A 15,560-nucleotide genomic window follows, 5' to 3' on the forward strand; every position below is an offset into this window, starting at 1 on the left:
TCACGTCCTCGCAGAGGTCGAAGCAGCGGACGAAGCGGCGGTCGAAAGGGCCGGGGTGCGTGCGTCGCCGAGCGCGAGTGCGTGGCGCAGGTCGATCGCGGCGTGGTACGGGCGTGCGTGGGCGCAGTTGTAGGCGAGCTCATGGAGAAGCCGCCGCAGATAGAGCAGGCGCCGCAGCGGGCTTTCGGCGGTCGGGCCGAGCAGCAGCCGCAGGGCGCGCTCGCGCCACACGTCGGCCGTGTGGAACACCTGGCGCAGTACGGCCCGGTCAGCGGGCGCCCACCCGGGGGCGCCGTCCAGCGCCCCGCGCATCGTCTCCAGCGAGTCGACGCCGAGGCGCCGTGCGCTCTCGTACGCCGCTTCGTCGGCCGCGAAGTACTCGAGGGCACGCTGGACGGCGACGAGGTCCTGAAGCGGCGACTGCGCGGCCCACCCCGGTTCGTCGGGGCCGAGCGCGGGTGTGGAGAGGTCGATGACGTTCATCCGCCAGGTGCCTTCGGCACCGGGATCGGGGCCGCACAGCAGATGGGACAGATGCAGATCGCCGTGACAGGGACCGGCACCCAGGACGACGCCCGCCCGGTCGAACACCACGCGAAGTGCGGCGAGTTCGGCATCCAGAGCGGCGAAGGAAGCCTTCCGTGAGGCCGCGGGCAGGGCCACATCGGCCTCCGCCAGTGTGCGGACCCGGCCGGAGGCACGCGCCAGCGCCTCGTCGACGGGGTACTCCACGGGGACCTGACGGCCGAGGCGGGCGGCCAGGTCGCGGTGGAAGGCGTGCAGGAAGTCACCCGCCGCGCGGAGCCGCCGCTCCAGCGGAAGGAGATGCGACCGCACCACATCGGCGGGCGGTCCCTCGGCCTCGGCGAGCCGTGGCCACAGCGACCGCAGGTTCTCCCGCAGCGGTACGTCGACGCCGTCGCCCGGCGCGTAGCGGTAGATCACCCCCAGTGGGTGCCGGGTGCCCGTGGCGGGATCCGTGTAGGTGTAGTCGCCGGCCCATTCGGGGGTGTGCCCGGTGCCGCTCATGCGCCGCAGCAACTCCGGTTCGCGGACGCCCCCGTCGAGCCTGCGGTACGTCTTGTGGATGTGCGGAACGCCGCCGATGTCCATGAGGGACAGGGCGTTGGACGACCAGCCCTGCTCGAAGGGCAGCCTGCGCACCTCCCGGACCGCACCGCCCGCCCCGCGAAACCGCACGGTGCCGCCGCGTGCCGTGGGCAGCTGCCCGCCGGAGAAGGCCCGGGTCACCACGGCGGCGTTGAACTCCTCGGTGCCGAGCGCCTCTTCGACGCCCCGCGGTCCACTCACCCCGAGCGTGGCCCGCGCGCTCCGGGGCCGTACGGGGATGAAGAACCGCTGCCCGGCCGCGGGTCCTCCGACCGCGGCGACCACGAGGAGAAGCGCGGCGGAGCCGAGCACGGCATGGTCGACGCGTTCGTACCGCTCGGCCCTGCGCCCGTCCTCGGACATCCAGGGTGCGGTGCGCAGCAGTGGCTCGAGATCGTCATTGCGGATCATGCGGCGTCTCAACTCCCGGTCATTTCGAATGTGTTGATGCCGCGCCGCCACACCGCGAGGGCGAGAAGCACGGCCCCTGCCGTCACCACGGGCAGCCACATCACCAGGCCGGGCCTGCCGGTCAGCAGATAGGCGGCCGGCACATAGGAGGTGAAGGCGAACGGCAGCACCCAGGTGAGCAGCGCGCGCAGCGAGGAGTGGTAGATGTCCAGCGGGTAGGCGGCGAACTCCGACACCTGGCTCGCCGCGTACATGGCGGGCAGGCTCGTCACGGTCCAGAAGGACAGCGAGGCGAAGAACAGCTTCACGGCGGTGTGGATCAGCGCCCCGCACAGGACGAGGAGCGGCGTGAGCGCCCACTGGGTCGCGGTCAGGTCCAGATCGAGCTCGGAGCCCGCCCAGCCGACGAGCACCGCGCCGACGATCAGTTCACCCAGGCCGTCCGGGTGGAAGAAGCGCTCGGAGAGCAGCGAGAACAGCGGGTTCACCGGCCGGATCAGATAGCGGTAGAACTCGCCGCGCTGCACCAGCTTGCGGCTCAGTTCCCACAGCTGGTCGGTGAAGAGATGGTCGAGGCCGCGCGGCAGCAGGGAGAAGCCGAGCAGGAAGAGCACTTCGTGGTACGACCAGCCGCCCACCGCGGGGACCTGGCGGAAGACCAGGCCCACCACGGCCGTCTGGATGCCGACCCGCACCAGGAACGCCCCGGCGCCGAGCAGGAAGTCGAGGCGGTAGGCGGCGAGGCGGTGCAGGCCGACGCCGCCGAGGAACCAGGAGAGACGGAGGTAGCGCAGTGCGGTGCGAGTCATCCGCCGAGCACCTCGAGACGGCCGATGGCGGCCCGCCACAGCACCGCGGACAGGAGGGCGAGACCGGCGACCCAGCCCAGTTGCTGGGCCAGTACGCCCGCGGCCCCGGCCACACCCTCGTACCGGCCGAGCAGCAGGGTCAGCGGCCCGTCGACCATCCCCCGGAAGGGCAGCGCCAGGGCGACGGCCGCCAGCGGCCCCGGCATCAGCGCGATCGGCACCAGCTGACCGGCGAAGAAGGCGACCACGCTCTGCTTCACCATCCGCACCCCCCAGGTGTTGGTGGTGAGGAATCCGGTCATGCCGGTCAGCAGATTCACGCAGAAGGCGATGAGCACCGAGAGGACGGTGGAGACGGTGAACAGCGCGGCGTCCCCTGGGCGGGGCGCCGTCAGCGGCACCAGGAGCGAGAAGAGGAGCAGGACGGGGACGCCGACGAGGAGGGCGTTGGCCGCGACGACCGGCAGACAGGCGGCGAACCGCATCAGGGGATAGCTGACGGGGCGCACCAGCATCACCGCGACATCGCCGCGATAGACCTCTGCGGCCACCTCGTCGTCGACGCGGTTGCTGTGAAGGACCTGAAGCACCTGTGCCACCAGCAGATACGTGGTGATGCCCGCTGTCGTGAACCCGCCGGGTCCAGCGCCGTTCGAGTCCGCGTACACGGCCCGCCACAGGAAGACGGTGACCGCGGCGCCCGCCGCGGCGGTCACTCCGGTGACGAAGAACATCGAGCGGTACTGGAGGAGCGACTGGAGGCCGCCGGTGGCGAACGGCACGTAGCGGCGGGCTCTCGTGGCCACGCTCATGCGGCACCGCTCCCGACGCTCGCGGTGACCTGGTCTTCGCCTTGGCCAGCGCCTTGGTCACCGCGCCCGTAGATCCGCCGCAGTACGTCCTCCAGGTCCGGCTCGGGGGCGTAGCAGTCGGTGAGGTCGAATCGGTCAAGGAGAAAGGCGAGCACCTGCCGCGAGGAGAAGAGCTCCACCGGGTAGTCGACCCGGATCCGCCCGCCGTCACCCTCGCTCGCGCGCACGCCGGGAAGGCCGCGCTCGATCTGTTCCAGAGCGGCCCGCGAGGGAAGCGGGTCACGGTGGTCGAAGGTGACGCAGCGCCGGTCGGCGGTGCGCAGAAGGTCCTGGATGGTGCCCTGGTGGACCACCCGGCCGCGGTCGACGACCAGGGCGCTGTCGCAGATCGCCGCGATGTCGGAGATGTCGTGGCTGGTGAGCACCACGGTGGTGCCGAGCTCACGGTTGGCGCGGTTGACCAGGACCCGTACCGCTTCCTTGAGGACCATGTCGAGGCCGATGGTCGGCTCGTCCCAGAAGACGACGGCCGGATCGTGCAACAGGCTCGCCGCGATCTCCGCGCGCATCCGCTGGCCGAGGCTCAACTGCCGTACGGGCGTGGTGCCCAGGGCATCGATGTCGAGAAGCTCTCGGTAGAGGCGGAGGTTGCGGCGGTAGACCGGCTCGGGAATGTCGTAGATCCGGCGCAGGATGCGGAACGAGTCGGGCACCGACAGGTCCCACCACAGCTGGCTGCGCTGGCCGAAGACGACGCCGATGGAGCGGGCGTTGAGCTGCCGTTTGCGGTAGGGCTCGATCCCGGCGACCAGACAGCGCCCCGATGTGGGCGTCATGATGCCGGTCAGCATCTTGATCGTGGTGGACTTCCCGGCTCCATTGGCGCCGATGTACGCGGTCTTGGACCCGGCGGGGATCTTGAAGGAGACCCCGTCCACGGCCCGTACGATCCGGTGTTCGCGGGTGAAGAGGGTGGCGAGGGAGCCGAGGAGCCCGGGTTTCCGTTCGGTGATGCGGAATTCCTTGGTCAGATTCTCCGCGACGATCACGTGCTCGGCGTTCTCCGCGTTCTCAGTGATGCTGCTCACGAAGTCACCTGCTCGATGGCCTTCTCTAGAATCTTGACCCCTTCGTCCAGGAGCGCCTCGTCCAGCGTGAACGGCGGGGCGAGCCGGATGATGTGACCGCCGATCGCGGTCCGGAGGCCCAGGTCGAGGGCGGCGCTGTAGACGGCGCGCGCGATCTCGGGTGCCGGGGTGCGGCTCTGCCGGTCGGTGACGAACTCGAGGCCGAAAAGCAGTCCGAGCCCGCGTACGTCACCGAGGTGCTCGAAGCGCGCGTGCAGCGCACGGAGTCTTTCGTCGAGCAACTCACCTAGCAGGCGCACCCGTTCGGCAAGACCGTCGCGTTCGACGACTTCGAGTGTGGCGCGGGCGGCGGCGATGCCGAGGGGGTTGCTCGCATACGTGGAGGCGTACGAACCGGCCCCCGCGGCGGCCGGAGAGCGCAGCAGCTCCGCACGTCCGGCGAGCACCGCGAACGGGAAGCCGTTCGCCATGCCCTTGGACATCACCACCAAGTCGGCCTCCACGCCGAGCAGTTCGGTCGCGAGGAAGGAGCCGGTTCGGCCGCCCCCGGTCAGCACCTCGTCGGCGACGAGCAGGACGCCGTTCTCGTGGCACGCCTCCGCGATCTGCTCCCAGTAGCCGGGTGGCGGGACGATCACACCGGCGGCGCCGAGCACCGGCTCGAAGACGAGCGCCGAGACGTTCGGCTTCTCCGCGATGTGCTTGCGCACGAGCGAGGCGCAACGCACCCCGCACGAGGGGTACTCCAGGTCGAGCGGGCAGCGGTAGCAGTACGGGGAGTAGCCGAGGACGCTGTTTCCGGCGAAGGCCTGGTTGCCGATGTCCCAGTGCACCAGCATCCGGGCGCCCATCGTCTTGCCGTGGAAGCCGTGACGCAGCGCCCCGATGCGGTTCCGGCCCGGAGGAGCGGTCGCCTGCACCACGCGCAGCGCGGCCTCGACGGCCTCGGCGCCGGTGGAGAAGAACGCGTACGTGTCGAGGTGGCCGGGCAGCGACCTGGCCAGCAGATCGAGGAGTTGGTCCCGGCCATCGGTCGCGGCGTCGTGCACGTTCCAGAGCCGGGAGGCCTGTGCGGTGAGCGCGTCGACGACCTCGGGATGGCAGTGGCCGAGCGACTGGGTGAGGGTGCCCGCGGCGAAGTCGAGGTATTCGTTGCCGTCCAGGTCCGTAAGGACGGAGCCCTGGCCGTGGGCGAAGACGCGCCGGCCGATGGCTGTTTCCTCCGAGGCGCCGGGTGCCAGATGCGGAGCTTCCCTGTCGAGCTGTGCGCGCTGCCGGTGACCTGTCACTGCCGCCCCCCCAGTCGTTGTCCGAACTGCGATGCCAACTGCGCCGTCAGGTACCGCAGTTGGGCGGTGGGACCGGCGATGCGGGACTGAGTCAAACAAGCCGTCGCAAGCTTGGCAAGAGATTTCAGAAAATTTCAGCCACGTCTTGCGATGCCATGGCGCGCTCTGGTTGAGTCGAAGGGCCGCTTCGAGTGCGAGGAGGGACCTGTGAGAGCACATCCCCTTGCCGCCCCGCTGTACGGGTGGCTTTCTTGAAGGCTCTGGTCCTGGCGGGCGGAACGGGCAGCAGACTGCGGCCCTTCACCTTCACCAGTGCCAAGCAGCTGCTGCCCATCGCGAACAAACCCGTGCTCTTCTACGGCTTGGAAGCCATCGCCGAGGCGGGCATCCAGGAGACCGCCATCGTCGTCGGCCGTCATGGAGCAGAGATCCGCGAGGCCGTCGCCGACGGCTCGGCCTTCGGCCTTCGGGTGACCTATCTGCACCAGGAACGACCGCTGGGCCTGGCCCACGCGGTGCTGATCGCCCGGGAGTTCCTCGGCGACGACGACTTCCTCCTCTACCTCGGTGACAACTACCTCCAGGAAGGCCTCACCGGATTCGTCGAGCGGGCCGTGGCACACCCCGACGCCGCTCGGCTGCTGCTCACCCCGGTGGCCGACCCCACGTCGTTCGGCGTCGCCGAGCTCGACGGGCGGGGCCGTGTCCTGCGCCTGGAGGAGAAACCGGACCGGCCACGCAGCGACCTCGCCCTCATCGGCGTGTACGTCTTCAGCGCGGCGGTCCACGAAGCGGTGCGGGCGATCACGCCGTCCGCCCGTGGTGAACTGGAGATCACCGATGCCGTGCAGTGGATGATCGGCCGCGGTATGCGCGTGGGCGCCGAGACCACATCGCGCCCGTGGCGGGACACCGGCAGTGTCGACGACCTCCTGGAGGTGAACCGTCAGGTGCTGGACGGCATGGAGGGCGGGATCGACGGCAAGGTCGATCCAGCCAGCACGCTCATCGGCCGGGTACGGGTGGCCGAGGGGGCCGTCGTCCGGGGTTCACGCGTGGTGGGCCCCGTGGTGATCGGCGCGGGCACCGTCGTCAGCAACTCCCGTATCGGCCCTTACACGTCCATCGCCGAGGACTGCCGCGTCGAGGACAGCGCCATCGAGTACTCGGTGCTGTTGCGCGGCGCGGCCGTCGAGGGCGCCTCCCGCATCGAGGCATCGCTCATCGGCCGGGGCGCTGTCGTGTCCCCCGCGCCGCGGCTGCACGGAGCCCACCGGCTCGTCATCGGCGACCACAGCAGAGTGCAGCTGACTCCATGAACGCCACAGGTGAGATGAGCCCATGAACGCAAGCATCCTTGTCACCGGCGGCGCGGGCTTCATCGGTTCCGCCTATGTCCGTACGCTGCTCGGCCCCGAAGGACCGTCCGGCCTCACCGGCGGCGCGGGCGCGGTGACCGTCCTGGACAACCTGACCTACGCGGGAAGCCTCACCCGCCTCGAAGCGGTGCGCGGCCACCCCGATTTCACCTTCGTGCACGGCAGCGTCTGCGACGCGGATCTGGTCGGCACGCTGGTGGCCGGCCACCAGCAGATCGTGCACTTCGCGGCGGAGTCCCACGTGGACCGCTCCATCGAGGACGGCTCCGGCTTCACCCGCACCAATGTGCTCGGCACCCAGACGCTGCTCGACGCCGCGCTCCGGCACGGGGTGCGCACCTTCCTCCAGGTCTCCACGGACGAGGTGTACGGCTCCATCCCGCACGGCGCCGCGACCGAGGAGTCCCCGCTGCGGCCCAACTCCCCGTACGCGGCGTCGAAGGCCGCCGCCGATCTGATCGCCCTGGCCCACCACCGTACGCACGGCCTCGATGTCAGAGTCACCCGCTGCTCCAACAACTTCGGCCCCCATCAGCACCCGGAGAAGGTCATCCCCCGTTTTCTGGCCGCCCTGCTGAGCGGTGAGAGCGTGCCGGTCTACGGCGACGGGCTTCAGGTGCGGGACTGGCTGCACATCGAGGACCATGTCCGTGGCCTGGAACTGGTCCGCACCGCGGGGCGGCCCGGCGAGATCTACAACATCGGCGGCGGTACGTCACTGACCAACCTGGAACTGACCCGCCGACTGCTCACCCTGTGCGGGGCCGACCCCGGACGCATCGCCCACGTCACCGACCGCAAGGGGCACGATCGCCGGTACGCGGTGGACCACACCAAGATCAGCGCTGAGCTCGGTTACCGTCCGGGCGCCGACTTCGAGACGAGCCTCGCCGACACCGCCCGGTGGTACCGGCACAACCGCTCGTGGTGGCAGCCGCTGCTCGCGGCCCGATAGACCGGACCCGGCGCCGTCCGTCCCGCTTCAGGCGGAGCGGCTGCCCTGCGTCTGCCGTCCGGAGGCGGTCGATTCGCGCACCACGAGCTCCGGCATGAAGACGAACTCGCTGTGGGGGGCGGGCGTCCCGCCGATCTCCTCGAGCAGCGTACGGACCGAGGCCTGGCCCATCGCCTGGACCGGCTGGCGGATGGTGGTCAGCGGGGGATCGGTGAACGCGATGAGCGGGGAGTCGTCGTAGCCGACGACCGAGATGTCCCGCGGCACCTCCAAGTCCCGTTCCCTGGCGGCACGGACCGCGCCGAGCGCCATCATGTCGCTGGCGCACACGATCGCCGTACAGCCGCGGCCGATCAAGGTGCCCGCCGCGGCCTGCCCGCCCTCCAAGGTGTAGAGGGAGTGCTCGATCAGCTGCTCGGAGTCCTCGGCCGACATCCCGAGGCGTTCCCGCATACCGATCTGGAAGCCCTCGATCTTGCGAAGGACGGGCACAAAGCGCTTGGGGCCGACGGCGAGGCCGATGCGCGTATGCCCGAGAGAGGCGAGATGAGTGACGGCCAGGCGCGCCGCGGCCCGGTCGTCCGTGGAGATGAAAGGTGCCTGCACCTTCGAGGAGAAGCCGTTGACCAGGACGTAGGGCACGCCCTTGCCCCGCAGGACTTCGTAGCGCTCCATGTCGGCGGTGGTGTCGGCATGCAGCCCTGAGACGAAGATGATCCCGGAGACGCCGCGGTCCACCAGCATGTCGGTGAGCTCGTCCTCGGTGGAGCCGCCGGGGGTCTGGGTGGCGAGAACGGGTGTGTAGCCCTGGCGGGTCAGGGCCTGCGCGATGACCTGGGCGAGCGCGGGGAAGATCGGGTTGTCGAGCTCGGGCGTGATCAGGCCGATCAGACCGGCACTGCTGCGGTGGCGCAGTCGCGTGGGGCGCTCGAAGCCGAGCACGTCGAGCGCGGCCAGGACGGATTCGCGGGTGGTCGCCGCCACACCGGGCTTGCCGTTGAGTACGCGGCTCACCGTGGCTTCGCTGACCCCTGCCTGTGCTGCGATGTCGACGAGCCGTGCGGTCATGGCTGGACTGTACCGGTCATCCACCGGATTGCCCACTGACTGCGGAAACTTGCAGAAAGGACCATCTCTGCAAGACGCTTGCAGGACTGTCATGGGAGACGTGCTGCCATGGGAGGCCTGCTGACATGGGGGACCTGACACGGGGTGCCTGGCGGGGCAGGGGCCCCACCAGAGGCGTGTCAAGCGCCGTGACGGCAACTGTAAGGACACGCAGCGGTAACGATCAGCAGGCCTTGCAGAAAATTCCCGCAAGGTCTTTCGGGCGCTTTTCAATCCTGTTACGTTCCCTGGCAACCCGGCGCCGCGTCCAGTGCGGCTCGTAGGAGGCACCCCTGGGCGGGGTTCCGCCTCCCCTTGTCTCGGGTTCAGTTGAAGGAGTTCACATGCGGCGTGGCATAGGGGCCACCGCGCTGGTCGCGGCCCTGACCTTGACGGCGGCAGCGTGCGGTGGTGACGACAGCGACAGTGGCAGCAAGGGTTCGGGCAAGCTCTCCGGAACCGTCACTTTCTGGGACACCTCGAACGATGCGGAGAAGGGGACCTACGAGAAGCTGGCCAAGGGCTTCGAGAAGCTCCACCCGGACGTCAAGGTCAACTACGTGAGCGTCGCGTTCGGCGAGGCCAACGCCAAGTTCAAGAACGCCGCGGGCGGCAACTCTGGCGCCCCCGACGTGATGCGCACCGAGGTCGCCTGGGTCGCGGACTTCGCCAACCTCGGTTACCTCGCCCCGCTCGAGGGCACCCCCGCGCTCGACAAGGCGGACGACTTCCTCCCGCAGGCCGCGGCGAGCACCAAGTTCAAGGGCAAGACCTACGCCGCCCCGCAGACCATCGACACCCTGGCGCTCTTCTACAACAAGAAGATGCTCAAGGATGCCGGTGTCGAGGCGCCCAAGAGCATCGACGAGGTGAAGAGCGCCGCGAAGAAGATCAAGTCGAAGTCCGGCAAGACCGGCCTCTACCTGCGCGGCGACGACCCGTACTACTACCTCCCGTACCTCTACGGAGAGGGCGGCGACCTCCTCGACACCAAGAACAAGAAGATCACCGCCGATGACGCCGAGGGCGCGGCCGCGTTCGGTGTCATGAAGGACCTGGTCGACTCCAAGGCGGCGACCACCGACGCGAGCGACGGCTACAACAACCAGCTGAACGCCTTCAAGGACGGCGACGTCGCGATGGCGATCGACGGTCCTTGGTCCATCGAGGGCGCCCTGAAGGGCAAGGAGTTCAAGAGCGACAAGAGCAACCTCGGCATCGCTCCGGTCCCCGCCGGCAGCAAGCGGCAGGCGTCCCCGCAGGGCGGCTGGAACCTCGCGGCCTACGCGGGCTCCAAGAACCTCGACGCGAGCTACGAGTTCATCAAGTACATGAGCTCGGCGAAGATCCAGCAGCAGACCACCGAGAAGCTGAGCCTGCTGCCGACCCGCACCTCCGTGTACGACGTCAAGTCCGTCAAGGACAACCAGATGGTGCAGTTCTTCAAGCCGGCCGTGGACAAGTCCGTGGAGCGGCCGTGGATTCCCCAGGCCAACGCCCTCTTCGAGCCGATCCGGCTGCAGATGGAGAAGGTGCTCAGCGGCAAGACCTCGCCCGAGGACGGGGCGAAGGGTGTCGGCGACGCCTACCGCAAGCTGCTGAAGGACTACAAGTAAATGGCTGTTGACAGCAGCCAGTCGCTGGCCGAGGCCGCGGACGCCCACAGCGTCCGCGGCCGCGGCCAGCGGACCGGCAAGACCCCCGGACGGCTGCGCAGGGCGCTGTCCACCCACTGGTACGCCTGGGCCATGGTCGCCCCCGTGGTGGCCGTGATCGGCGTGATCATCGGCTACCCGCTGGTGCGCGGCCTCTATCTGTCGACGACCGACGCCAACGAGGCGAACGTCGAGCGCACCATCGGTGTCAACCACATCCCGGCGACGTACAAGTCCGTCGGCCTGGACAACTACACCGCGGTCTTCTCCGACGGCGTCTTCTGGGACCGGCTGACCTGGACCGTCATCTGGACCGTCTCCTGTGTCGCGCTGTCCTTCGGGATCGGCCTGCTCCTCGCGAACATGCTCAACCGCAAGCTGGCGGGGCGCTCCTTCTACCGGATGGCGCTGATCCTGCCCTGGGCGGTACCCGCTTTCGTCTCCGTCTTCACCTGGCGGCTGATCTTCAACGAGAAGAACGGCATCCTCAACAAGATCCTGGCCGGCGGTGGAATCGACGCGATCCCGTGGCTCAACGACCCCACCTGGGCCAAGCTCTCGGTGATCACCGTCAACGTCTGGCTCGGCGTCCCGTTCATGCTGGTCGCCATGCTCGGCGGGCTCCAGTCCATCCCCGGCGAGCTGTACGAGGCCGCCGAGATGGACGGCGCGAGCGCCTGGCAGCGCTTCCGGCACATCACCCTGCCGGGCCTGCGGTCCGTCAGCAGCACAGTGATCCTGATCAGCGGCATCTGGACGTTCAACATGTTCCCGGTGATCTTCCTGCTCACGCGGGGCGGTCCCGGAGACGCCACCGAGATCCTGGTGACGTACGCCTATCGGCTCTCGTTCGTGGTCAGCCCCCGTGACTTCGCGGGATCCGCGGCCTGGGGCGTCATCATTCTGCTGCTCCTTTCGCTCTTCGCGGTGGTCTACCGCCGCGCGCTCCGCAAGCAGGGAGAAGTGTGGTGACCACCATGACCAACGGGAAGACCTCGTCCAAGAACCGGCCGAAGGCGAAGGTCGAGAACCGGCCGAAGGCGAAGGTCAGGGAGCGCGGCGAACGCGGGCCGCTCGCCTCGGTCGCGCTCCACCTGGCTCTGCTGATCGCCTCCGCCATCGCGGTGCTTCCGCCGCTGTGGCTGCTCATCACCTCGTTCAAGCCGACGAGTGAGGCGTTCTCCACCACCCTGGTCAAGGACTTCACGTTCGGCAATTACGACCACGTCGTCAACGACACCGAGTTCCTGAGCTGGCTCGGCAACTCCCTGTTCGTCGTGGGACTGACCACCGTGATCGGCGTCTTCATCTCCGCGACCACCGGATACGCCGTCAGCCGCTTCAGGTTCCCCGGTATGCGCCCGCTCATGTGGCTCCTGCTCATCACCCAGATGTTCCCCGTCGCGGTGCTCATCGTGCCGCTCTACAACCTCCTCGCCAGTCTGGGCCTGCTGAATCAGCCCATCGGTCTGGTCGTCACCTATCTGACGATCGCCGTGCCGTTCTGCGCCTGGATGATGAAGGGGTACTTCGACACCATCCCGGTGGAGATCGACGAAGCCGGGCGCGTTGACGGGCTCAACCCGTTCGGCACCTTCTGGCGGCTCATCGTGCCGCTGGCCAAGCCCGGCCTGGCCGTCACCGGCTTCTACGCCTTCATCACCGGGTGGGCCGAAGTCGCCTACGCCTCCGCCTTCATGACCGGCGAGGAGAACCTCACCCTGGCGGGCGGCCTGCAGACCTTCGTCAATCAGTACACCAGCGACTGGGGTTCGCTGACGGCCGCTGCCGTGATCGTCGCGGTACCCGCCGCGGTGATCTTCGGCTTCGCCCAGCGCCACCTCGTCTCCGGCCTGACGGCCGGCGCGACGAAGTCCTGACGCGGCACGCACCCCCTCCGTAACCCCCCACGTCCTCGACCTCTCGATCTCAGGGAAGACATGACCCAGCATCTCGCTGCCCCTGCGGCCCCCGCCTCCGGCACCCATACGGACTGGTGGCGCGGCGCGGTGATCTATCAGGTCTATCCGCGCAGCTTCGCCGACGGCAACGGTGACGGAATGGGCGACCTGGAAGGCATCCGTGGCCGCCTTCCCTACCTCAGGGACCTCGGCGTCGACGCCGTCTGGCTCAGCCCCTTCTACTCATCGCCGCAGACCGACGCCGGTTACGACGTCGCCGACTACCGCGCCATCGACCCGATGTTCGGCAGTCTCCTCGACGCCGACGCACTGCTGCGCGACGCCCATGACCTGGGCCTGCGCATCATCGTCGACCTGGTGCCCAACCACTCGTCCGACCAGCACGACTGGTTCCAGCGTGCCCTGCGCGAGGGAGCGGGATCGCCTCTGCGGGAGCGCTATCACTTCCGGCCCGGCAAGGGCGCGGATGGTGAACTCCCGCCCAACGACTGGGAGTCCATCTTCGGGGGCCCGGCCTGGACCCGGACGCCGGACGGCGAGTGGTACCTCCACCTCTTCGCCCCCGAGCAGCCGGACTTCAACTGGGAACACCCCGCCGTCCACGACGAGTTCCGCTCGATCCTGCGCTTCTGGCTCGACATGGGCGTCGACGGCTTCCGCGTCGACGTGGCCCACGGTCTGGTCAAGGCCGACGGGCTGCCCGACATCGGCCGGCACGATCAGCTCAAACTGCTCGGCAACGACACCATGCCGTTCTTCGACCAGGACGGTGTGCACGAGATCTACCGCAGCTGGCGGAAGGTCCTGGCGGAGTACGCGGGCGACCGCATACTCGTCGCCGAGGCGTGGACGCCCACGGTCGAGCGCGCCGCCGCGTACGTGCGCGCGGACGAGATGCACCAGGCCTTCAACTTCCAGTATCTGGGCACTCATTGGGATGCCGCGGAGCTCCGCGCGGTCATCGATGTCTCGCTGACCGCGATGCGGCCCGTCGGCGCCCCCGCGACCTGGGTGCTCTCCAACCACGACGTCACCCGCCACGCGACGCGGTTCGCCAACCCGCCGGGGCTCGGCACCCAGTTGCGCAGCGCCGGTGACCGCGAGCTCGGCCTGCGGCGCGCTCGCGCCGCGACCCTGCTGATGCTCGCCCTGCCCGGTTCCGCCTACCTCTACCAAGGGGAGGAACTCGGCCTGCCGGACGTCACGGACCTGCCCGACGAGGTGCGCCAGGATCCCTCGTTCATCCGGGCGAGCGGCCAGGACGGCTTCCGCGACGGCTGCCGGGTGCCCATCCCGTGGACCACCGAGGGATCCAGCTACGGATTCGGTACGGGCGGCAGCTGGCTGCCGCAGCCCTCCGACTGGGGCGGGTTCAGCGTCGAGGCGCAGACCGGTGACCCCATGTCGACGCTCGAGCTGTACCGTCGCGCGCTCGATGTGCGTCGTACGCAGCCGGGGCTCGGCGCGGGTGACGCGCTGGAGTGGTTCGATGCCCCGGACGGCGTCCTCGCCTTCCGCCGCGAGGGCTTCGTGTGCACCGCGAACACCACCGGTGCGGCGGTGCGGATCCCGGCTCCCGGCCGGATCCTGCTCGCCAACGCCGACGTGGAGACCGTGGACGGCAAGGTGTGGCTGCCGGCCGACACCACTGTCTGGTGGGCGGTGTGACCTTCTCCCTGCCGCGGTCCTCCGATCCGGGGGACCGCGGCGCCCCACGCCTCGCGGACATCGCGGTCCAGGCCGGGGTCAGCGAGGCCACCGCGAGCCGGGTGCTCAACGGAAAGCCGGGTGTGGCGACCGGCACCCGGCGCCGGGTGCTCGCGGCCCTGGACGTCCTGGGTTACGAGCGTCCGATGCGGCTCAAGCGGCACAGCGCGGGCCTGGTCGGGCTTGTCATCCCCGAGCTCAGCAACCCGATCTTCCCCGCCTTCGCCCAGGTCGTCGAGCAGGTCCTGTCCGGACACGGCTACACCCCGATGCTGTGCACGCAGATGCCGGACGGCGCCACCGAGGACGAGCTGGTCGAGCAGCTGGAGGCGCGCCGGGTCAGCGGCATCGTCTTTCTCTCGGGGCTGCACGCCGATACCACGGCAGACCCCACGCGATACCTCGAACTGGCAGGGCGTGGCGTGCCGTTCGTCCTGATCAACGGCTATAACGAGCACATCCCCGTGTCCTTCGTCTCGCCGGACGACGGTGCGGCGGCGCGGATGGCTGTACGCCACCTCGTCGACCTGGGGCACGAACGGATCGGCCTGGCCATAGGTCCGACCCGCTACGTCCCCTCGCTGCGGAAGGCGGAGGGGTTCACGGCGGCGCTGCACGGTCTGCTCGGCCTGGCACAGGGGGAGGCCGAGCGGCTCGTGCAGCGCACGCTGTTCACCGTCGAGGGCGGGCACGCGGCGGCCAGCGCACTCCTCGACCAGGGGTGTACGGCGATGGTCTGCGGCAGCGACATGATGGCGCTCGGTGCTGTCAGGGCGGCGCGGCAGCGAGGCCTTTCGGTGCCGGGGGACATCTCTGTGGTCGGTTTCGACGACTCGCCCCTGATCGCGTTCACGGACCCGCCGCTCACCACGGTGCGCCAGCCGGTCCAGGCGATGGCGAGCGCCGCGGTGGGCGCCCTGCTCGAGGAGATACACGGAAGCCCCGTGCAGAACACGGAGTTCGTCTTCCAGCCCGAGCTGGTGGTGCGCGGCTCCACGGCGCGGCCACGACGCTGAGCTCCGGTCCGAACAGCCGGGCGCGTGGGGCCCGTTGTGCGGGTCCCCCGGCTGCTCGGACCGGAGTTGTCGTTGAACGTAACACCGTCGCAACCTCTTGCGAAAGGTTTTGCGGCGCATGAGGTCAAGAGATGTCAGGTGTAGGACGAGAGTGTGTCCGAAGGGTTGACCGGGGTTCATGGGGGTCGTACGGTCTCGACCGAAAACGGCGTTGAAATCTTTCTGCAACATCCTTCAACGGCCTTATGGGCACGGCGCGTTGCCGGACAAGGTCACACCTCACTCATGACTCATGCAGGA

13 protein-coding genes are annotated in these 15,560 nt (G+C 69.0%); 7 read left to right on the plus strand and 6 right to left on the minus strand.

All coding sequences use genetic code 11. The annotated features are described in order from the left end of the window. Genes ACGFSB_RS23370 through ACGFSB_RS23390 form a run of 5 tightly spaced genes read right to left on the minus strand, consistent with a single transcriptional unit; the run spans nucleotide 1 to nucleotide 5,519 of the window. Complete coding sequence (locus tag ACGFSB_RS23370) at nucleotides 1–1,521, minus strand: hypothetical protein (protein ID WP_393402422.1); 1,521 nt, start codon at nucleotides 1,519–1,521, stop codon at nucleotides 1–3. Nucleotides 1,522–1,529: 8 nt separating this feature from the next. Then, on the minus strand, nucleotides 1,530–2,330 hold the full coding sequence (locus tag ACGFSB_RS23375; protein ID WP_393402424.1) for an ABC transporter permease: 801 nt from the start codon (nucleotides 2,328–2,330) through the stop codon (nucleotides 1,530–1,532). Next, a complete protein-coding gene (locus ACGFSB_RS23380) occupies nucleotides 2,327–3,142 on the minus strand; it encodes an ABC transporter permease (protein ID WP_393402427.1) in 816 nt (271 codons plus the stop codon). Before ACGFSB_RS23380 ends, ACGFSB_RS23375 begins: the two co-directional genes overlap by 4 nt. Next, nucleotides 3,139–4,230, minus strand: a complete 1,092-nt coding sequence (locus ACGFSB_RS23385) for an ATP-binding cassette domain-containing protein (protein WP_393402429.1) — start codon at nucleotides 4,228–4,230, stop codon at nucleotides 3,139–3,141. The genes ACGFSB_RS23380 and ACGFSB_RS23385 overlap by 4 nt, the downstream gene beginning before the upstream one ends. Further along, the gene (locus tag ACGFSB_RS23390) at nucleotides 4,227–5,519 is read right to left on the minus strand and encodes an aspartate aminotransferase family protein (protein ID WP_393402432.1); all 1,293 of its coding nucleotides are present in this window, start codon (nucleotides 5,517–5,519) and stop codon (nucleotides 4,227–4,229) included. Before ACGFSB_RS23390 ends, ACGFSB_RS23385 begins: the two co-directional genes overlap by 4 nt. Before the next feature lie 251 nt (nucleotides 5,520–5,770). On the opposite strand from ACGFSB_RS23390, the gene ACGFSB_RS23395 reads away from it, so the two are divergent. Then, a complete protein-coding gene (locus ACGFSB_RS23395; protein ID WP_393402773.1) occupies nucleotides 5,771–6,838 on the plus strand; it encodes a glucose-1-phosphate thymidylyltransferase in 1,068 nt (355 codons plus the stop codon). 22 nt (nucleotides 6,839–6,860) lie between these two features. Continuing rightward, nucleotides 6,861–7,853: a dTDP-glucose 4,6-dehydratase gene (gene rfbB / locus ACGFSB_RS23400; RefSeq protein WP_393402434.1), complete on the plus strand. Its 993-nt coding sequence runs from the start codon at nucleotides 6,861–6,863 to the stop codon at nucleotides 7,851–7,853. Between the two features lie 27 nt (nucleotides 7,854–7,880). Here rfbB and ACGFSB_RS23405 read toward each other — a convergent pair whose 3' ends face one another. Continuing rightward, on the minus strand, nucleotides 7,881–8,921 hold the full coding sequence (locus tag ACGFSB_RS23405; RefSeq protein ID WP_393402437.1) for a LacI family DNA-binding transcriptional regulator: 1,041 nt from the start codon (nucleotides 8,919–8,921) through the stop codon (nucleotides 7,881–7,883). 383 nt (nucleotides 8,922–9,304) lie between these two features. On the opposite strand from ACGFSB_RS23405, the gene ACGFSB_RS23410 reads away from it, so the two are divergent. From ACGFSB_RS23410 to ACGFSB_RS23430, 5 genes are read left to right on the plus strand one after another with little or no spacing between them, the layout of a single operon-like run. After that, nucleotides 9,305–10,576: an extracellular solute-binding protein gene (locus tag ACGFSB_RS23410; RefSeq protein WP_393402439.1), complete on the plus strand. Its 1,272-nt coding sequence runs from the start codon at nucleotides 9,305–9,307 to the stop codon at nucleotides 10,574–10,576. Continuing rightward, on the plus strand, nucleotides 10,577–11,587 hold the full coding sequence (locus ACGFSB_RS23415) for a carbohydrate ABC transporter permease (protein ID WP_393402442.1): 1,011 nt from the start codon (nucleotides 10,577–10,579) through the stop codon (nucleotides 11,585–11,587). It abuts the gene before it with no gap. A 5-nt stretch (nucleotides 11,588–11,592) separates the two neighbouring features. Beyond that, complete coding sequence (locus ACGFSB_RS23420) at nucleotides 11,593–12,495, plus strand: sugar ABC transporter permease (protein ID WP_393402776.1); 903 nt, start codon at nucleotides 11,593–11,595, stop codon at nucleotides 12,493–12,495. 60 nt (nucleotides 12,496–12,555) lie between these two features. Next, nucleotides 12,556–14,205 carry a glycoside hydrolase family 13 protein gene (locus tag ACGFSB_RS23425; protein WP_393402445.1) on the plus strand — a complete coding sequence of 550 codons (1,650 nt, stop codon included), beginning with the start codon at nucleotides 12,556–12,558 and terminating at the stop codon, nucleotides 14,203–14,205. Continuing rightward, nucleotides 14,193–15,260, plus strand: coding sequence for a LacI family DNA-binding transcriptional regulator (locus ACGFSB_RS23430; RefSeq protein WP_393402779.1), 1,068 nt, complete (start codon nucleotides 14,193–14,195; stop codon nucleotides 15,258–15,260). The genes ACGFSB_RS23425 and ACGFSB_RS23430 overlap by 13 nt, the downstream gene beginning before the upstream one ends. The last annotated feature ends 300 nt before the right edge of the window (nucleotides 15,261–15,560 follow it).

The sequence above is a fragment of the Streptomyces sp. NPDC048441 genome (genome assembly GCF_043200235.1).
In the GTDB taxonomy this organism is placed as follows: Bacteria; Actinomycetota; Actinomycetes; order Streptomycetales; family Streptomycetaceae; genus Streptomyces.